General features: G+C 67.8%; 13 protein-coding genes. 6 read left to right on the top strand and 7 right to left on the bottom strand.

Annotated elements, in window-relative coordinates; genetic code table 11:
* Positions 1–165 precede the first annotated feature (165 nt).
* Both EV644_RS21775 and EV644_RS21770 read left to right on the top strand, forming a co-directional pair.
* On the top strand, positions 166–1,098 hold the full coding sequence (locus EV644_RS21775; RefSeq protein WP_241998587.1) for a nitroreductase/quinone reductase family protein: 933 nt from the start codon (positions 166–168) through the stop codon (positions 1,096–1,098).
* Positions 1,099–1,161: 63 nt separating this feature from the next.
* Positions 1,162–1,956 carry an MBL fold metallo-hydrolase gene (locus EV644_RS21770; RefSeq protein WP_132190511.1) on the top strand — a complete coding sequence of 265 codons (795 nt, stop codon included), beginning with the start codon at positions 1,162–1,164 and terminating at the stop codon, positions 1,954–1,956.
* Between the two features lie 118 nt (positions 1,957–2,074).
* Here EV644_RS21770 and EV644_RS21765 read toward each other — a convergent pair whose 3' ends face one another.
* From EV644_RS21765 to EV644_RS21755, 3 genes are read right to left on the bottom strand one after another with little or no spacing between them, the layout of a single operon-like run.
* Positions 2,075–3,457 carry an ABC transporter substrate-binding protein gene (locus EV644_RS21765; RefSeq protein ID WP_199239941.1) on the bottom strand — a complete coding sequence of 461 codons (1,383 nt, stop codon included), beginning with the start codon at positions 3,455–3,457 and terminating at the stop codon, positions 2,075–2,077.
* A 10-nt stretch (positions 3,458–3,467) separates the two neighbouring features.
* A complete protein-coding gene (locus EV644_RS21760) occupies positions 3,468–4,424 on the bottom strand; it encodes a carbohydrate ABC transporter permease (RefSeq protein WP_158292899.1) in 957 nt (318 codons plus the stop codon).
* Between the two features lie 10 nt (positions 4,425–4,434).
* On the bottom strand, positions 4,435–5,355 hold the full coding sequence (locus EV644_RS21755) for a carbohydrate ABC transporter permease (protein ID WP_132190510.1): 921 nt from the start codon (positions 5,353–5,355) through the stop codon (positions 4,435–4,437).
* Positions 5,356–5,541: 186 nt separating this feature from the next.
* Between EV644_RS21755 and EV644_RS21750 the strand changes: the two genes are divergently transcribed.
* Positions 5,542–6,723 (top strand): ROK family protein, encoded by a 1,182-nt coding sequence (locus tag EV644_RS21750; protein ID WP_158292898.1) that lies wholly within the window; start codon positions 5,542–5,544, stop codon positions 6,721–6,723.
* A gap of 86 nt (positions 6,724–6,809) precedes the next feature.
* Here the strand turns inward: EV644_RS21750 and EV644_RS21745 are convergent, their stop codons facing one another.
* Positions 6,810–8,228 carry an FAD-binding oxidoreductase gene (locus EV644_RS21745; RefSeq protein WP_132190508.1) on the bottom strand — a complete coding sequence of 473 codons (1,419 nt, stop codon included), beginning with the start codon at positions 8,226–8,228 and terminating at the stop codon, positions 6,810–6,812.
* Between the two features lie 107 nt (positions 8,229–8,335).
* Positions 8,336–11,530, bottom strand: coding sequence for an ATP-binding protein (locus EV644_RS21740; RefSeq protein ID WP_132190507.1), 3,195 nt, complete (start codon positions 11,528–11,530; stop codon positions 8,336–8,338).
* Between the two features lie 134 nt (positions 11,531–11,664).
* Between EV644_RS21740 and EV644_RS21735 the strand changes: the two genes are divergently transcribed.
* On the top strand, positions 11,665–12,384 hold the full coding sequence (locus tag EV644_RS21735) for a class I SAM-dependent methyltransferase (RefSeq protein WP_158293271.1): 720 nt from the start codon (positions 11,665–11,667) through the stop codon (positions 12,382–12,384).
* A gap of 75 nt (positions 12,385–12,459) precedes the next feature.
* Here EV644_RS21735 and EV644_RS21730 read toward each other — a convergent pair whose 3' ends face one another.
* Positions 12,460–12,732, bottom strand: coding sequence for a GlsB/YeaQ/YmgE family stress response membrane protein (locus EV644_RS21730; protein WP_132190505.1), 273 nt, complete (start codon positions 12,730–12,732; stop codon positions 12,460–12,462).
* Between the two features lie 362 nt (positions 12,733–13,094).
* On the opposite strand from EV644_RS21730, the gene htpX reads away from it, so the two are divergent.
* Both htpX and pspAB read left to right on the top strand, forming a co-directional pair.
* Positions 13,095–13,991, top strand: coding sequence for a zinc metalloprotease HtpX (htpX, locus tag EV644_RS21725; protein WP_132190504.1), 897 nt, complete (start codon positions 13,095–13,097; stop codon positions 13,989–13,991).
* A 2-nt stretch (positions 13,992–13,993) separates the two neighbouring features.
* Positions 13,994–14,557 carry a PspA-associated protein PspAB gene (pspAB, locus tag EV644_RS21720; RefSeq protein WP_132190503.1) on the top strand — a complete coding sequence of 188 codons (564 nt, stop codon included), beginning with the start codon at positions 13,994–13,996 and terminating at the stop codon, positions 14,555–14,557.
* A 435-nt stretch (positions 14,558–14,992) separates the two neighbouring features.
* Here the strand turns inward: pspAB and EV644_RS21715 are convergent, their stop codons facing one another.
* A complete protein-coding gene (locus EV644_RS21715) occupies positions 14,993–16,015 on the bottom strand; it encodes a DUF4331 family protein (RefSeq protein ID WP_132190502.1) in 1,023 nt (340 codons plus the stop codon).
* Positions 16,016–16,382: the final 367 nt, after the last annotated feature.

Below are 16,382 nucleotides of genomic sequence, written 5' to 3'. Positions count from 1 at the left end.
CTCCTACGCCGAAGTTCCGGAGTAGCGGGTTCTTTCTGACCTGGTTGGCGTTTATGCTCTTCGGGTGACTGCCGGGTCGGCCTTGGGCCAAGAAGAGTTTGGGTACCCGGCTGCGCTCTGAGCCCCGGCAGGGCCGCTAGAGGCCCGCCTCTCCTTGTACCGCACGTGTTTCTGCCGTGCTGTCGTGAACATCCAGCCTGCCGCGCTGTCGGCGGCTTCCCATCCCGTACTTCCCTACGGGCATTTCGTCGTGCCCGGAATCCATCGAGAAAGAAGAGCGTCCTGAACAATTTCACCCAGCAGATCATCGAGGAATTCCGTGCCAATGCGGGGCAGGTCGGTGGTCCCTTCGACGAGGCCCGGCTGCTCCTGCTCACCACGACCGGGGCGCGCTCCGGCAAGCCGCACACGACCGTCCTGGGCTACTACCCGGATACCGCGGATCGGGTTCTCGTGGTCGGGTCGGCCGGTGGCGGACCCAAGCACCCCGACTGGTACCGCAATCTCCTCGCCAACCCCCGTGCCACCGTCGAGACCGGCGTCTTCACCTACGAAGCCGAAGCCCTTGTACTGCGGGACGCCGAGCGCGACGAGACCTTCGCCCGGTTGGCGGAGACGGATACCGGCTGGGCGGAGTACCAGTCCAAGACCACCAGGATCATCCCGGTAGTCGCGCTTACCCAGGTCGCCGGTGGTCCGCCGAATGCAGGCTCGTTCGGTGAAGCGCTGCGCCTGATCCACGGCGCGTTCCGGCGCGAGTTGGCCCTGGTCCGGCGAGAGGTCGCGTCGTCCGGCCCAGGCATCGGCGCGCAGCTGAGGATCAACTGCCTGACGCTCTGCCAGTGTCTGCACATCCACCACACCTTCGAATCCGGAGGCCTCTTCCCGTCGATGCTGGAACGCCACCCTGAACTGGCACCCACCATCACCACCCTCGAAGCCGAGCACGCCAAGATCGCCGGGCTGCTCGAGGAACTGCAGGCCCTCGTCTCCACGCCCAGCACCACCTCGTTACTGGCCGCGGTGGACGAGCTCATCACGGAATTGACGCAGCACCTCGACTACGAGGAGGAGCAGCTGATCCCGCTGCTCGACTGATTCACCACCTCGGGCTGATCGTCAGGTAGGAAGGAGGTCTGACGATCAGCTCGAGGAGTTTCGATGCAACTCGGTGCGATGCAGGTGCACGCGATCAGCGACGGTACGTTCAGCGTGCATCCGAAGTACTTCGGCGCGGAGGTGCCGGATGACGCGCGGCCGGAGTTCTTCGCGCGGGACGACAAGGCCTGGCTGCCGATCGGGTGCTTCCTGATCCGGTCGGACGACCGGGTGATCCTGGTCGACGCGGGCCTCGGTCCGGACCAGGACGATCTGCCGCACGGCATGCGGCTGGTCGGCGGGCAGCTCTTCGTCGGACTGGGTGCGCTCGGAGTGGGGGCCGGCGACATCACGGACGTCGTCATCACGCACTTCCACACCGACCACGTCGGCTGGCTGTTCGACCTGGCCGCGGAGCCGGTCTTCCCGAACGCGATGATCTGGTACGGCGCCGCCGACTGGGACTACTTCGTCAACGGGCCGGGCGACATCCGCCCGCACATCCGCGACGGGTTCCTCACCAACGCCCCGCGCCAACGCCCCCTGACCCACGACACCACCGTCGCCCCCGGCATCACCGCCATCCTCACGCCGGGCCACACCCCAGGGCACCTCAGCGTCTCCCTCGCCTCCGGCCCCGCCCGCCTTCTCCTGCTCGGCGACGCCATCACCTGCCCCATCCAACTGGCCGAACCCACCTGGCACTCCATCGGCGACGTCAACCCCACCCTCGCCCACCAAACCCGGCACCGCCTCTGGTCCACCCTCCAGAACACCCCCGGCCTGGGCGCCCACTTCCCCACCCTCACCCCAGGCCAGGTAACCCCCACCCCCAGCCCTCACTGGACAACCGGCTAGGAGAGCGTCGGCTGACGATGATCCCGGTGGCGGTTGCCCAACCGCCACCGGGAGTCTGATCGAAACCCTTGCCCGGGCGGCTCTCCCTCCAACAAGCCGCCCGGGCGTCACGGGTGTACTACTGGGCGACTTTGAAGAGGTCGTTCAGCTGGGTGTTGAGTTTGGTGAGTGAGTCGACCGGCTCGCTGCCGATGTAGATCGCGTCGAAGCGGGGGGCCATCAGGGCCGCGATGTCGGCGGCGTTCGTCGTCACCGGGAAGAGGAACGTCGTCTTGTCCTTCACCTGCTGGGTGAACGGCGTGACGTCGAGCTTGCGTTCGTTCTTGTTGAAGGCGATGGCCAGGTCCGTACCGGCCGGCCGGGCCGGGAAGACCACGCCGGACTGGCCGATGATGTTCTGGCACTCCGCACCGGACAGGAACTTCACCCATTTCGCCGCACTCTCGGGCTGCTTCGACAAGGTGGTGACGGAGTCGGCGAGACCGTTGAACATCGACGCCCGCTTGCCGGACGGCCCGATCGGGGTCGGCGCGAGCCCGATCTCGAGTTTCTTGCCGGCGGCATCGGTGAGCTTGGTGAAGGTCGAGATCATCCACGAGCCGCTGAGCCCCATTGCGGCCGTGCCGGACTGGATCTGCTTGTCCGTGCCGATCGCGTTGGCGCCGCCGATCTCCTCGTAGCTGGCCATGTACCCCTTCTGCACCAGCCCGAAGTACCAGCCCAGCGTGTCCTGCAGTTCGGGCTGGTCCAGGTTGAACCGGGTGCCCCAGGGGTTCTTGTCGGTCGCCTGCCAGCCCGCGCTGCCGGTGAACGCCGACCACTGGGTCTGACCCCAACCGCCGCCGCCCGAGCCTTCGGACGCCAGCCCGTGCGTCTTGACGCTGGTCTTGTCGAAGCCCGGCTCGTCACCGCGAACACCCTTCGTGTCGATGGTGAGGTGCGCGACGAGCTTCTCGAAGGTGCCGCCGTCCTGGGCGTTCCAGGTCAGGCTCTGCAGGTCGGCGGGATCCACGCCCGCTGCCTTCAGGGCGGCAACGTCGTAGAACATGGCGATCGTGTCCCAGTCCTTCGGAGCGCCGTACCGCTTGCCGTCCTGGCCTTTCCAGAGCTCGGCCAGGCCCTCCTGGTAATCGCCGTCCTTGATGTCGCTGGTCGGCGCGAGGTCGTCGAGGGGCCGGAGCACCTTGAGATCGACGTACTGCGCGAACTTCGACAGGTGGTCGGTGAAGACGTCTGGTGCCGTGTCCGCGATGAACCCGGCCGTGAGCTTGCTCCAGTAGGCGTCCCACCCGTACTGCGAGATGTGGATCTTCAGGTCGGGGTTCTGCTTCTCGAAGGCGTCCGCGCACTTCTGGTACCCCGGCTGCTGCGCGGAGTCCCACAGCCAGTACTCGATCGTCCCGTTCGCGCTGCCACCACTCGTACCGCCACAGGCGGCCAGGGCGGTGACGGTCACCAGGGCGACGGCCGCGGTACGGATCCTCTGCCGGAAGGTGATCATCGGTGCCTCCTCACTTGATCCCGCTGAAGCCGATGGAGTTGACGATGCGCTTCGCGAAGAGCATGAAAAGCAGCAGCATCGGAATAGCGGCGACCAGGGTGGCCGCCATCAGGCCGGCCCAGTCCGGGCCGGTCTGCGGGGTCTGCGACTTGAACACCCCGAGCGCGACGGTGAGGACGCGCGACCTGTCGGTGTAGCTGACCATCAGCGCCCAGAAGTACTCGTTCCAGGCGGCGATGTAGGTGAGGATCGCCAGCGTCGTGATCGGCGCCACCGACATCGGCAGGATCAGCCGGAAGAACACCCGGACCTTGGAGGCGCCGTCCATCAGTGCGGCCTCCTCCACCTCGCGGGAGATGCCGAGGAAGAACTGGCGCAGGAAGAACACCGCGAACGGCGTCATGAACATCGTCGGCAGCGAGATCCCGAGCAGCGTGTCCACCAGGCCGAGCTGCTTGATCAGCACGAAGTTCGGCAGCAGCGTGAAGATCGCCGGAATCATCAGACCGCCGAGGAAGAAGGCGAAGACCTTCTCACGGTGCCGCCACTGCAGCCTCGCGAACGCGTACGCCGCCATCGCTGAGAAGAACACCTGGCCGACGGTGATGAGGGTGGCGACGACGACCGAGTTGAACAGGTAGCGCCAGAAGTTGATCGCCTGTCCGGCGCCACCGGCATCGATGGCCTCCTGCCCGGTCTGCAGGCCGAAGACCCGCTCGAACCCGCCGGCCGAGGGTTGGACCGGCAGCAGGCTGTCGGACCCGGCGTACAGGGCGTTGTTGCTGGAGAGCGCGGTACGGAGCATCCAGTAGAAGGGGAACAGGCTGACGAGGATCACCAGGATCATGAAGGTCCACGCCAGCGCGCGGCCGAAGTTGAAGCTCCGGCGCTCGGGCGGCGGCGCATCCCGCCGTACTGCGACGTCGGGCGCGGCGGTGGCTACCGTCGGGGTGGTGTCGGTGGTCATGGTCGCCTCCTCAGGCCAGGTCGGACGACTCGGCCCGGCTGAGCCGGTACTGGACGAAGGTGATGATCACCAGGACGACGAGCAGCGCCACCGACATGGCCGACGCGTAGCCGAACTGGAAGCGGCTGAACGCGACGTCGTAGATGTAGTACTGCAGCACGCGCGAGGAGTCGACGGGTCCACCGCGGGTCGCGATCGCGACGGTGTCGAAGACCTGGAACGAGCCGACCACGGTGATGATGAGGACGAGCGAGATGATCGGCCGCAGCAGCGGGACAGTGATGCTGCGGAACATGCGTACTTCGCTCGCCCCGTCGATCCGCCCGGCCTCATAGACGGTCTCCGGGATCATTTGGAGACCCGCGAAGATCAGCAGCGCGGTGTAGCCCACGTGCCGCCAGACGTTGATGAACGCGATCGTCGGGATCACCCAGGCCTCGGAGGACAGGAACGGGATCCGTTCCAGGCCGAGTCCCGCGATGATGTTGTTCGCGATGCCCAGCTGGTAGTCGAGGATCCAGAGGAAGACCATCGCGGCCACCACGTTCGAGACGAGGAACGGCGTGAGCACGATGCCGCGCAGCCAGGTCCGCTGGGTCAGCCGCTGCATCATCACGGCGATCACCAGGGCCAGGACGGTCTGGAAGCCGATGTTGAGGATGACGTAGTACAGCGTCACCTTCATCGCGTTCCAGAACACCGGGTCCTGGACCATCCGGACGTAGTTGTCCAGGCCGTTGAACTCCGGCGGGGTCAGCAGGTTGAACTTGGTGAAGCTGAGGTAGATCCCGCGCAGGGTCGGCCAGACCAGGAAGACCAGGAAGCCGATGGTGGCCGGAAGGATGAACAGCAGGGCGAGTCGGGTGTCGTCGTGTGGACCGTTGCGGGCGCGGCGGGCTCTCGCCGGCCGGGCGGGGATCGTGGTGGCCATCGTGGCTCCTTCACCGGGGAGGGCTGCCTGCCAGCAGGTGCCGGTCGCTCACGACGGGGTCCAGGTCGGAGTGGGCCGGCGGATGGTCCGAACGTGGGTTGCTCCGAACCTCAGGTATTTGCAGTCAGATTGAAAATAATGCATGCTGGCGAGTGTGACAAGGGTCACGCCCGTATCCTTTGGCAGGTGGTAGCGACGAGCACGTCCGCGAGGTCGGGAACCGGGGGAGAACTGTCCGCCGGCGAGCTCGCCGTGACCCGGCAGCTGCTGATCCACGGACCGGCCACCCGCGGCGACCTGGGAGACCGGCTCAACCTGTCCTACGCGTCGATGTCCCGGCTGGCTCGCTCGCTGATCGGCGGGGGGATCGCCTCGGAGGATCTGGAGCCCCCGTCCGCCGTCGGCCGGCCGCGGCAGATCCTGACCGCCGTACCCGGTGCTCGCCATGTCGTGGGGTGCAAGCTCACCTCGGACACGGCGTACGCCGTCGTGTGCGACATGTTCGGTGAGGTGAGCGCCACCGCGCGGGCGGCGCTACCCGCGGCGGTGGACGGCGTCGTACCGGTCGAGGCGACGGCGAAGATCGTCGCGCAACTGGCCACCAGGCTCGGCCGGAAGGTTCCCTCACTGGACGGGATCGGGGTGACCGTCGGCGGAGTGGTGGTCGACCGGACCGTGGTGCAGGAGGGGACATTCCTCGGCTGGAGCGACGTCGACCTCGGTACGCCGTTGCGCGAGCGGACCGGGCTGCCGGTGATCGTCGCGAACGACGTGGCCGCGTTGGCTCGCGAGCAACTGTGGTTCGGCGCGGGGCGGACCCACTCGACCTTCGGGATCATCACCGTCGGCGCCGGGCTGGGCTTCGGCGTCGTGCGTGAAGGTGTCGCCGTCGAGCAACTCATCGACAACGGCCACCTGCTGGCGCATGCCCCCATCGACACCCGCGGCCCTCGCTGCAGCCTTGGCCACCCCGGTTGCGTCGCCGCCTACTTGAACCGCGAGGACGTCGAGGCCCAAGCCTCGGCCGCTGCCGGCCACCCAGTCACCTTCGACGACCTGGTCCGCGCTCGCGCCTCGGGCGACCCAGCGGCTACTGAGCGGCTGAACGGCGCGGCCCGGGCCCTGGGCCACCTGATCGTCACCTTCGCCGGCGCCCTGCAGACGACGTGCATCGTCCTGGCCGGCGAGGACCTGGCCGCCTTCACCGACTCAGCCCCCCTCAACGAAGTCATCGACGACCGCCTCCGCCCGGGCCCCGCCGAATCCCAGCGCTGCACGCTGGACATCGTCACCACCCCGCTGACCTTCACCGACTGGGCCCGTGGCGCCGCCGTCACCGGCATCCAGAACGCCCTCGGCGCGCACTGATCCCGGGACGTAGGACGCCGGGGCGGCTCCCCCCGAGCGGGAGCCGTCCCGGCGTCGTAGTGCCTACGCTTGCTGGACCGTCCGGGTCAGCGACCAGGTGCGGCCGATGGGGTGATGTTCTGGTTGAGCCGGAACAGGTTGGTCGGGTCGTAGCGGTCCTTCACCGCCACCAGCCGGTCGTACGTGGACGACGGGTAGGACGCGCGCACGCTTTCCTCGCTCCCTTCTCCGGTGAAGTTCACGTACGACGCCGCGTCCGGTCCGAGTCCGGCGGATGCCGAGCGGGCCCACTGGGCAACCTCGTCGAAGCCGTTCCCGTCGGGTGTCCGCGCCACCGCGTTGAGAATGAACTCGTGGTCGCGCGTACCGAAGGCCGTGGCGTCGGCCGGTACGCGGCCCATCGCGCCGCCGAGGTGGTGGATGTGAAGCTCGGACACGCCGTTCGGCACCTGGCTGTGTGACGAGACGAGCGCGTCGACGGTCTTTCCACCGAGCTCGGTGAAGAACGCCGACCGGAAGTAGTTCCACATGCCCCGCGGGAAGAGCGGATCGAGCAGTGTCTGCATCGCGTTGTACGGCATCGGGCCGAACAGATCGGCGACCACCGGCGCCAACGTGCGGAACGGCCGCGTCGCCTCGTCGCCGTCCTCGGTCTGCCCCGACCACATGCCCAGTACTGCGACGATCGGCTTCCCGTGCACGTCTTCCGGGAGGAACGGCAAGGGTGGCGCGGTGGTCAGGTTGACCGCCAGCGACAGCTCGTCGGGTGCGTTGGCTGCCGCCTCGCCGAAGCCACGCAGTACGCGAGCCGCCTGGTCGCCGGGGTAGAAGACCAGGCCGGCGAAGACGGTGGGCCCGACCTCGTGCGCCTGGAACTCGAACGACGTGACGACTCCGAAGTTGCCGCCGCCGCCGCGCAGAGCCCAGAGAAGCTCAGGGTTCTCGTCCTCGCTGGCGTGCAGGTACTGGCCGTCGGCGGTGACGATGTCGGCTCCGACCAGGTTGTCGCAGGCGAGCCCGCATCGACGGACGAGCCAGCCGATCCCGCCACCGAGGGTGAAGCCGGCGACACCCGTCGTCGACACCAGGCCACCGGTGACAGCCAGCCCGAACGCCTGGGCCTCGGCGTCGACGTCTCCCCAGACACAGCCGCCTTGCGCCACGATGCGCTGACGGTTCGGGTCGACCCGGACCGCGTTCATCGGCGACAGGTCGATCACCAGGCCGCCGTCGACCGTCGAGAAGCCGGGGATGCTGTGGCCGCCGCCCCGGACGGCCAGCGAAAGGCCTTCGCTGCGGGCGAATTCGACCGCCCGGACTACGTCGGCAACTCCGTGGCATCGCACCACGAGAGCCGGCTTCTTGTCGTGGGCGGCGTTCCAGATCGACCGGGCTTCGTCGTACGAAGGGTCGGTCGGGCGGACCAGCTCACCACGCAGTCCTTCGGCGAACTCGCCGAGCGTGGCTTCCCCCAGAGTGTCCTGCCGCGTTTCCGTCGTTGTCATTGCCTACTCCTTCTCGTCGTGCCCCCAAGGTGTTTCCTTGACCAGCACGACGCTAGGAAGGCGTCCTTCGCAGCGACTTAGCGCGACTTAGCCGGTCGTGAGCGGCTTCAAGGCTGGAGCTGCAGGGCGGCTGCCCGCGCCGTACCGATGCGGCAGCCCAGCCGGGCGAAGATCTCGGCCGCCATACGGCCGTGCCTGGCCAGTACTTCGGAGTCGCCGTCGTCGCGGGCGAGTTCGGCGGCCAGGAGCCGCGCCCAGGCTTCGAGTCGCAGATATCCCTGCGGGTGGAAGGCCTCCACCGCTTGTTCGGCGAGTGCCCGGGCGGCCTGCCGTTGACCGGCGAACAGCTCGACGATGACGAGATCCAGCAGAGCTCCCGCCACCGCGGGCACATCGTCGACCGCCTCGCCGCGGTCGAGGGCCATGCGGGTGAACCGGCGTCCTTCGCCGGGATCGCCGGCGGCCGCGGACAGCAGCCCGAGGTTGGCGAGGGTCAGGTTCTCGCCGCGACGATCTCCCAGTTGCTTGCGGATCCGCAGAGCCTCGCGCAGATGCTTCTCGGCCGGCTCGAACAGGCCCCGGTCGCGCTCGATGCACCCCAGATGGTTGAGAGCGTGGCCGAGCCCTACCGTGTCGTCGATGTCGGCGAACCCGTCGACCGAGCGGCGTACCGCCGCGAGGGCACTGTCGAGGTCTCCCGTGAGCCGATATACGTCAGCGGATGCCGACAAGGCGTAGCCATACGCCTGCACGGCGCTGACCCGCCGGCCGAGCAGAAAGGTCTCCTCGAACACCGGAACCAATGTTCCGCCGACCGGCACGAGCGGCAGGCAGATCGTCACGGCTGGGAAGAAGGGGACAGCGGTCGGGTCGATCAGACTCAACCGGCGAAGACATTCGTCGAACCGTTGCTGTGCCGGCTCCACGTCTTCGCGGAACAACGAGACCATGGCGGCAAGCCCCTGGGCGGCAGCGGCCACCGGCGCCGCTCCGAGCGAGTCCGCATCGGCAATCGCTGCCGTGGCGGTCCGCTCGACCTCGTCGAGGTCTGCGCTGCTCAGCAGCAGGGTGCCGCGGAGTACCCGGGCGGCCACGACGTCGGACGGGTCATCGGACTGCTCGGCGAGAGCTACGCCCTCATCACCGAGGCCCGGGAGTCTCTCGCTCAAACCACTCCGGGCGTCGAGGATCGCGAGCGCGAACACCGCACGAGCCCGCGACCGTGACGGCTTGACGGCCACCTCGAGAATGCGTTCGAGCCAGTCCGCTCCCTCGACGAAGTGCCCGCGCGCCAGCCAGTACTGCGAAAGGCTCACTCCGAGCACCAACGCTTGGTCGGGGTCGTTCCGCAGCGCCCAGCCGAGCGCGGCGCGGAGGTTGTCGTGGTCGACGTCGAGCAGTTGCGGGCGTTCGACGACGACGCTGACCCGCTCGGGGTCCTGGCCGAGCGCGAGCTCCAGGAAATGCGCGCAGTGTGCGGCCTCCAGTGACTCGGCTTCACCTGCCGCGACGAGTCGCTCTCGGGCGAACTGCCGGATGGTCTCCAGCAGGCGATAGCGCGAGCGGGGACCATCGTGGTCGACCAGTAGCAGGGACTTGTCGACCAGCCGGCCAAGGCAGTCCAGCACGTCCGGGCCGGGAATCCGTTCGTCCGCGCAGACCTGCTCTGCTGAAGGAAGCGAGAAGCTGCCGGAGAAGACCGCGAGCCGGCGCAACAGCACCTGCTCGTCGTCCGACAGCAAGGCGTGACTCCACTCGAGCGCGGCCCGCAGCGTCGCGTGCCGGGTGATCTCGCCGCGCCGACCGAGCAGGGGAAGCGCCTCGCTCAGTCGCTCGGCGATCTCCGCCGACTCGAGGTGCGACATCCGGGCAGCAGCCAGTTCCAGCGCGAGCGGAATGCCGTCGAGACGACGGCAGATCTCCACTACGGAAGCCGCATTGTCCAGGTCGAGGACGAAGCCGGGCCGCACGTCCTGCGCGCGGTCGACGAAGAGCCGTACGGAGGAGTGAGTCACGAGCCGGTCCGGGTCCCCGGCTTCCTCTGGCTCCGGCAGCTCGAGCGACGGCACCCGGAAGGTCACCTCACCCGGAACATGCAGAGGCTCCCGACTCGTCGCGAGCACCGTGACGCCGGGGCAGTTGCGCCGTACGGCGTTGGCGAGTGCGGCACAGGCGGCGAGGAGATGCTCGCAGCTGTCGAGCACGAGCAGGAGTTTGCGTGTTGCCAACCGGGCGACCAGCGTGCGCAACGGGTCGGAGCCCGCGCCTGGGTCGAGCCCGAGTGCGGCCGCGACGGTATCGGCGACGAGGTGCGGGTCGGCCACGGGCACCAGGTCCGCGATCCAGACTCCGTCGGGGTAGGCGGGAAGCAACCTACGAGCCGCCTCCTCTGCGAGCCGTGTCTTACCTGCACCGCCCACGCCGGTCAGGGTGACCAGCCGGCCTCGTTCCAGGAGGCGGTGGACGTCGCTGATCTCCCGCTCGCGGCCGACGAAGCTGGTCAGCGCGGGGATGAGGTTGTGCCGGGGTGGTTGTGTGGACTCCTCGACCTCGATGCTGTCGGTAAGCAGGTCGCGGTACCTGCGTTGGGTCTCTGGATCTGGGTCTGTGCCGTACGCCGCGGCCAGATCGCCGCGCAGCCGTTCGTACAGGGCCAGGGCTTCCGATCGCCGGCCCATCGCGGCGTGGCGGCGCATCAGGCTTCTGACTGCGCGTTCGTGTAGTGGGTCGATTGTTAGTGCGCGCTGCAGTGCGTCGAGTGCTTCGATCTCGCTGCCGGCGTTGGGATCGGCCGTTGTGGCTGTGTCGGCGAGGTCGACGAGGAGGTCGCAGAAGGCGTGGCGGAGTTCCTCGCGCGGCTGGGTGGCCCAGTCCTCGAAGCGGTCCTCGGGGAGTAGGTCGCCGGTGTACGCAGCCACCGCGGCACGGAGATCGGCGAGGTCACCGCTGACTCGGCCTTGCGCCGCCAACTGCTCGAAGTGCCGTACGTCGACATCGACCGGACCGTCGGCGCACAACGCCACGACGTCGTCACGCAGCTCCAGCAGCCCGTTGGTCGGTCCGTCGTCGGCGAGCACCCGGCGGGCGACATGCAGTGCCTGATGGAGATTGTTGACGGCCGACATCGGAGTACGGTCCGGCCACAGCGCGTCGAGGAGGACGTCGCGGTGCAACCGCTGGTCACGCTGCAGTGCCAGTAGTTTGACGAGCGTGCGCGCCTTCCGCAGTCGCCACGCGCGGGCATCGACGAGCCGGCCGTCGTGATCGACGCCGAACCCGCCGAGTAGCAGAATCTGCACCATCGACCTCCCCCTGTCGAAGGGTGACACATCGCGCCCTCCTCGGGCGGACCTTTTCGGCGAGAGGTGGTCCGGAGCGGGGCGCCGGGGTGGGCATAATGGCGCGCACTACAGTCGCGGTTTCGCCCTCGTCGGGGGTGAGACGAGAGAGCGGAGAGGGCTCCGGCTACTCGCAGTACGAGAGTCAGGAGACCGAGTACCTGGCCACGTTCCGCGAGGACGTGCGGCGGATCGCCGAGTTCGTGCCGCAGGGCAGGATCCTCGAGGTCGGCTGCGGGTACGGGTACTTCCTGAAGTGCGCGCTCGACGCCGGCTACGACGCCTACGGGATCGACCTCTCACCCGCCGCCGTCGAACGAGCCGCCGAGTTGTACCCCGGCCGCGTGTTCCACGGGCTGCTCGAGGAAGTGCCCGAGATCGAGGGTCAGACCTTCGACGTCATCTTCACCTCGCACTTGATCGAGCACATCACCGACCCGGCCGCCTTCCTTCGCACCGCGGCCCGATTCCTCCGCCCAGGCGGCCTTGTCGTGATGGTCACACCGAACATCAAGAGCCTCCTCGCGCGCGTCTCCGGCCGCCGCTGGGTCTCCTACAAAATCCCCGAACACGTCAGCTACTACGGCCCTCGAACCATCACCGACCTGCTGTCCCGCACCGGCTTCACGGTCAGCGCCGTCGACCCGGCGTACCAGTACTACGCCGTCCCGTTCGTCACCTCCCGAGTCCGCGAACTCCTCCACCCCGTGTCCCGCTTGGTGCCCCCGGTCGAACGCCTTTCGCTTCTCCGCGAGCGTCGCATCCGGGTCACCAGCGGATCCATGCGCGTCCTGGCGGCCCGCAACGCCGAGGCCTGAGTCTCGCGAGACCCCGCACGAAAGCTGGGCCGGTCGCCTGTGCGACCGGCCCAGCTTGTGTTTCGCGTCGTGTGTTCAGACCCGCCTGGACGCGTTCCTGCCGGTCAGAGTGGATGCGGCGACGACGAGAACGGCCGCGACCAGGATGGCGACGAGCCAGCGCACCCAGTCGATACCGGCGCTGCCGTTGCCCCCGAACGCGGTGTAGATGAACCATCCGATGATCACACCGCCGATGCCGCACAGGATCGTGAGCCAGATCGGGATGTTGTCCTTGTTGCCCGGAGCGACGAACTTGCCGAGCAGTCCGATGATGATGCCCGCGACGATTACACCGATGATCTCCATGTGCCTGTCTTCCTTGTACCTCAGCTGTGCGGCGCTGTGCCTCACAGCACAGCGAGGTACCCAAGCCGAGAAACCGACAAACGGGTCCGTAGTCCGCGGGTTACTCGGTCGCTGTCAGGGAGATCTGTTGAAGCCCTGAACTGAATGGCTGGGCTCGTGGACGGGCGCGTGGACAAGCTGTCCGTTGTCCCGGACGCGCGGACCGTCCGCAGTCCGGTGCTCTGGCCACTCTGCAGCTCGGAGCTGACCTGCAGACCGCGCCGCCAAGGCAGAGGCGAGCACGTTCTCGACATTGCCTTGGATCCGCGTGGAAGGCTGGACTACGCCTACCAGAAAGCAGCTGTAGATCCCGGGGTGTGCCGATGAGAACCCGCTTCAAGCCCGACCGTGGCCTGACCGGCCGGATGCTGGCCACTACCTTCCTGCTCGGGCTGCTCTATGTCGTCTTCGTCGCCTTGCTCATTGTCCTGACGAAGAGCGCGTTGGTGGCTGTCGTCATCGCCGGCGCGCTGCTGTTCTCGCAGTACTGGTTCTCCGACCGGATCGCGCTTTACGCGATGCACGGCCACATCGTCACCCCGGAGCAGGCCCCCGAGCTGCACGGCGTGATCGACCGGCTGTGCGCCCTGGCCGACATGCCCAAACCCACGGTGGCCATCGCCGACGCCGACATGCCCAACGCCTTCGCCACCGGGCGCAGCCCCAACAAGGCGGTGTTGTGTGTGACCACCGGGATCTTGCGTCGGCTGGACGCCAACGAGCTCGAAGGCGTGCTCGCGCATGAGCTGTCCCATATCGCGCATCGCGATGTTGCCGTGATGACCATCGCCTCCTTCCTCGGCGTACTCGCCGGGCTGACCACTCGCATCGGCCTCTGGGGCGGCTTCGGTCGGAGCCGCGACCAGAACGCCACGGTGGTGGCGCTGACCGTTGTGCTCGTGTCCGCGGTCGTCTATGCGCTCTCCTTCTTCCTGACCCGAGCGCTGTCCCGTTACCGGGAACTGTCCGCGGACCGCGCCGCGGCCATCCTGACCGGCCACCCCTCCGCGCTGGCCTCGGCGCTGACCAAGGTCAGTGGCGAGATCGCCCGTATCCCGTCCCGCGACCTGCGGCAGGCCGAGGCGTTCAACGCGTTCTTCTTCGCCCCCGCGCTCGCGCCGGGCCTCAGCCTCTCCTCGCTGTTCGCCACGCACCCGCCGCTGGAGCGGCGTCTCGACCAGCTGGCCGGCATCGCCCGGGAGCTCGGGGAGCAGGGGTAGAGATGGGCCTCCTGGACATCCTGTTCGGCCGGACCAAGCCCGTCCCCCCGAATCTCGACCAGCTCTTCGGACTGCCGGCCGCCGCGATCACCCTGCAGACCTCCACCGGGTACCGGCCGACCGGTACCGGCTCGGTGTGTTTCAAGGCCGCCGAGGGCGGCGGATTCGCCGCCCTGCGCGAGGAGGTCGACAGACTGCTCGCCCTGGATGACGGCAAGTACACGAGCCAGACCGACGCCTATGGCTACACATGGCTGATCCGCCAGGTCGCGGACGACGACCTCGCAGGCCTGGCCACCGATCTGCACGGGGTGAACAGCGCCCTCGTCGACGCCGGCTTCGGGGCCGCGCTGCTCTGCACGCTAGTCGCCTTCACCGACGGCACCCACCCACTCGGGCTCGTCTACCTCTACAAGCAAGGCACCTGGTACCCCTTCGCCCCCACCGGCCCGAACCGCCGCGACAACACCATCGAACTTCAGATCAGGTCGGCCCTCGAAAGTGACCTGCGGATCGAGACCGACCTCACCCGCTGGTTCCCGCTGTACGGCGCGCCCGGCCTGTGACCGGCGCGCGCGGGTTCCGGCCACCACGTAGGAACAACTGAGACGGAGACGGCGCTTGGTGCGGTGGTGTTCCAGCATGGTGGATTGCTCGAACACGCAGGCGCAATCGGACTCATAGCCAGTTTGGAAGTGCGGCCGGCCGCCTGCGCGGACTGGCGGGAACTTGGCCGAGATGAGGATGACCTCGTGTGCTTGATCGACGTCGTGCGGTCGGTGATCGCTGGGCGCGTTGTCGAGGTAGAGTCCGCAGCCGCAGGTCAGGGTCCACCGGATGTCCATCCCGTGCGCCTAAGTCCGGCGCTGTCCTTCCAGTCTGTGAGGTGGCTGTGAGAGATCTGTCTCAGTTCTCCACCCGCAGGTGTGACTTCGGGCTCCCGTACTCGATCGCCATCGACAGGGGCGCGATGGCGTTATGGGTCCGAGATCCGCGGTGGGTCACGCTGGAAGAACGTAAGGGAAGTTGCTGCCCCGTAGATGCTCGGATACGGACGGCTTCAGCCCCGACGGTACGGCGGTGTTGGTGACGAGGGACAGCATTGCCTCGGGCGCGTTGTCGGCCAGCGTCCTGCCGTTGAAGGCGGCGAACCCGTAGGTCGCGGGCGTGCCTACCAGGTAGGGCATGACGTCGGGGAACAGCCGCCGGGCCACGGTCTGGCCGTAGCCCTGGGGGTCATCGGAGGTCCCGCTGGCCGCCACGACGGCGGCGACCTGCTCGCCGATGTACTGGCCCGTGGCGTTGAAGTCTTCGGACGGGTGCCGGGTGTTGGCGGGGTCGGAGAAGTCGGTGTCGTTGGGCCAGAAGATCGGCCACATCATGGGATGCCCAAAGCGGTTGATCTGCCGCCAGCCGCCCGCGTCGGTGGCAAGTTTGGTGGCGCACCACACGCTGGTGCGGGCGCCGGGTCGCAGCTGCGGGTGCTGGTGGGAGACTTCGAGGACGATGGAGTCGACGTGGGTGTCGGCGAAGCTGTTCTTCGCGTTCTCCGGTCGCCATTCCGACAGGTCCGGTGCGGTCCCGTTTGCAACCGCCCCGTTGACAATGGTGAGCAGCGACAGGTCGATGTAGAACGAGTCGCCGATGCGTCCGGCCCAGATCCGGGTGCCGCCCCCGCTGGCCGCCTCGCCGGTCCGGCCCTCCAGCACGAGTTCGCCGTCTGCGGAGTCCTCGCGCGCCTGGTCGCCGGTGAGCGCGTGCAGCTGCAGGGCCTGCCGCCCGCCGGAGTCGGCTTCACCGAACGAGACCCGGTAGGTGAGGGCTTCGAAGTCCGCTCCGTCGAAGTGCACCTTGAACTCATAGCGCGCCTCCGGATGGAACCCAGGCTCGGAATGCAGGCCGTTGACGTTGGAGTTGACGTCCATGATGAACACCGTGTTGCCCTCGCCGTGGAAGACGTACAGGTCATCGATGTAGAGCTGGCCGGTCTGGCTTGCGAGCGGGGTGTCGAGGTGATGGGACATGCTAAGTTCCTCCTAACTTGGACCATAGGTGCGCCGCTGAGCGCCGGTAGTCCTACTCTGCTCCGTCCTTATCGCAGCCGCCAGATCGGTGCGAGCGGGTGCCGGGCCTGGGGTCGGCGTAGCCGATTGCATGCGACGCGACCGCACGAGCGCTCTAGACGCGCGGCTGCGAGCTGGACAATCGGCGGCCGAGGAGATGGCAGCGCGCCTTACCGATCTGCGCGACCGTGTGAGCCGCCTCGATCCGTGTGCCCCGCGGTTGTGTGGCCCGGCGTGCGCTGGGCGGGCCTGGCTCTCGGGGTGCCGGAGTGTGCGGCTGGGGATCATGGGCTGGTCGTCGATGGCGGCTCGCTATCAGCACATGACC

Source organism: Kribbella orskensis (assembly GCF_004342085.1).
Classification (GTDB): domain Bacteria; phylum Actinomycetota; class Actinomycetes; order Propionibacteriales; family Kribbellaceae; genus Kribbella; species Kribbella orskensis.
This window is presented reverse-complemented; position numbering and strand designations above follow the sequence as displayed.

Excerpts from the sequence above, each read along its gene's own strand:
- EV644_RS21770 (WP_132190511.1), top strand. The coding sequence starts at position 1,162 with ATGCAACTCGGTGCGATGCAGGTGCACGCGATCAGCGACGGTACGTTC.
- EV644_RS21765 (WP_199239941.1), bottom strand. The coding sequence starts at position 3,457 with ATGATCACCTTCCGGCAGAGGATCCGTACCGCGGCCGTCGCCCTGGTG.
- EV644_RS21760 (WP_158292899.1), bottom strand. The coding sequence starts at position 4,424 with ATGACCACCGACACCACCCCGACGGTAGCCACCGCCGCGCCCGACGTC.
- EV644_RS21755 (WP_132190510.1), bottom strand. The coding sequence starts at position 5,355 with ATGGCCACCACGATCCCCGCCCGGCCGGCGAGAGCCCGCCGCGCCCGC.
- EV644_RS21745 (WP_132190508.1), bottom strand. The coding sequence starts at position 8,228 with ATGACAACGACGGAAACGCGGCAGGACACTCTGGGGGAAGCCACGCTC.
- EV644_RS21740 (WP_132190507.1), bottom strand. The coding sequence starts at position 11,530 with ATGGTGCAGATTCTGCTACTCGGCGGGTTCGGCGTCGATCACGACGGC.
- EV644_RS21730 (WP_132190505.1), bottom strand. The coding sequence starts at position 12,732 with ATGGAGATCATCGGTGTAATCGTCGCGGGCATCATCATCGGACTGCTC.
- htpX (WP_132190504.1), top strand. The coding sequence starts at position 13,095 with ATGAGAACCCGCTTCAAGCCCGACCGTGGCCTGACCGGCCGGATGCTG.
- pspAB (WP_132190503.1), top strand. The coding sequence starts at position 13,994 with ATGGGCCTCCTGGACATCCTGTTCGGCCGGACCAAGCCCGTCCCCCCG.
- EV644_RS21715 (WP_132190502.1), bottom strand. The coding sequence starts at position 16,015 with ATGTCCCATCACCTCGACACCCCGCTCGCAAGCCAGACCGGCCAGCTC.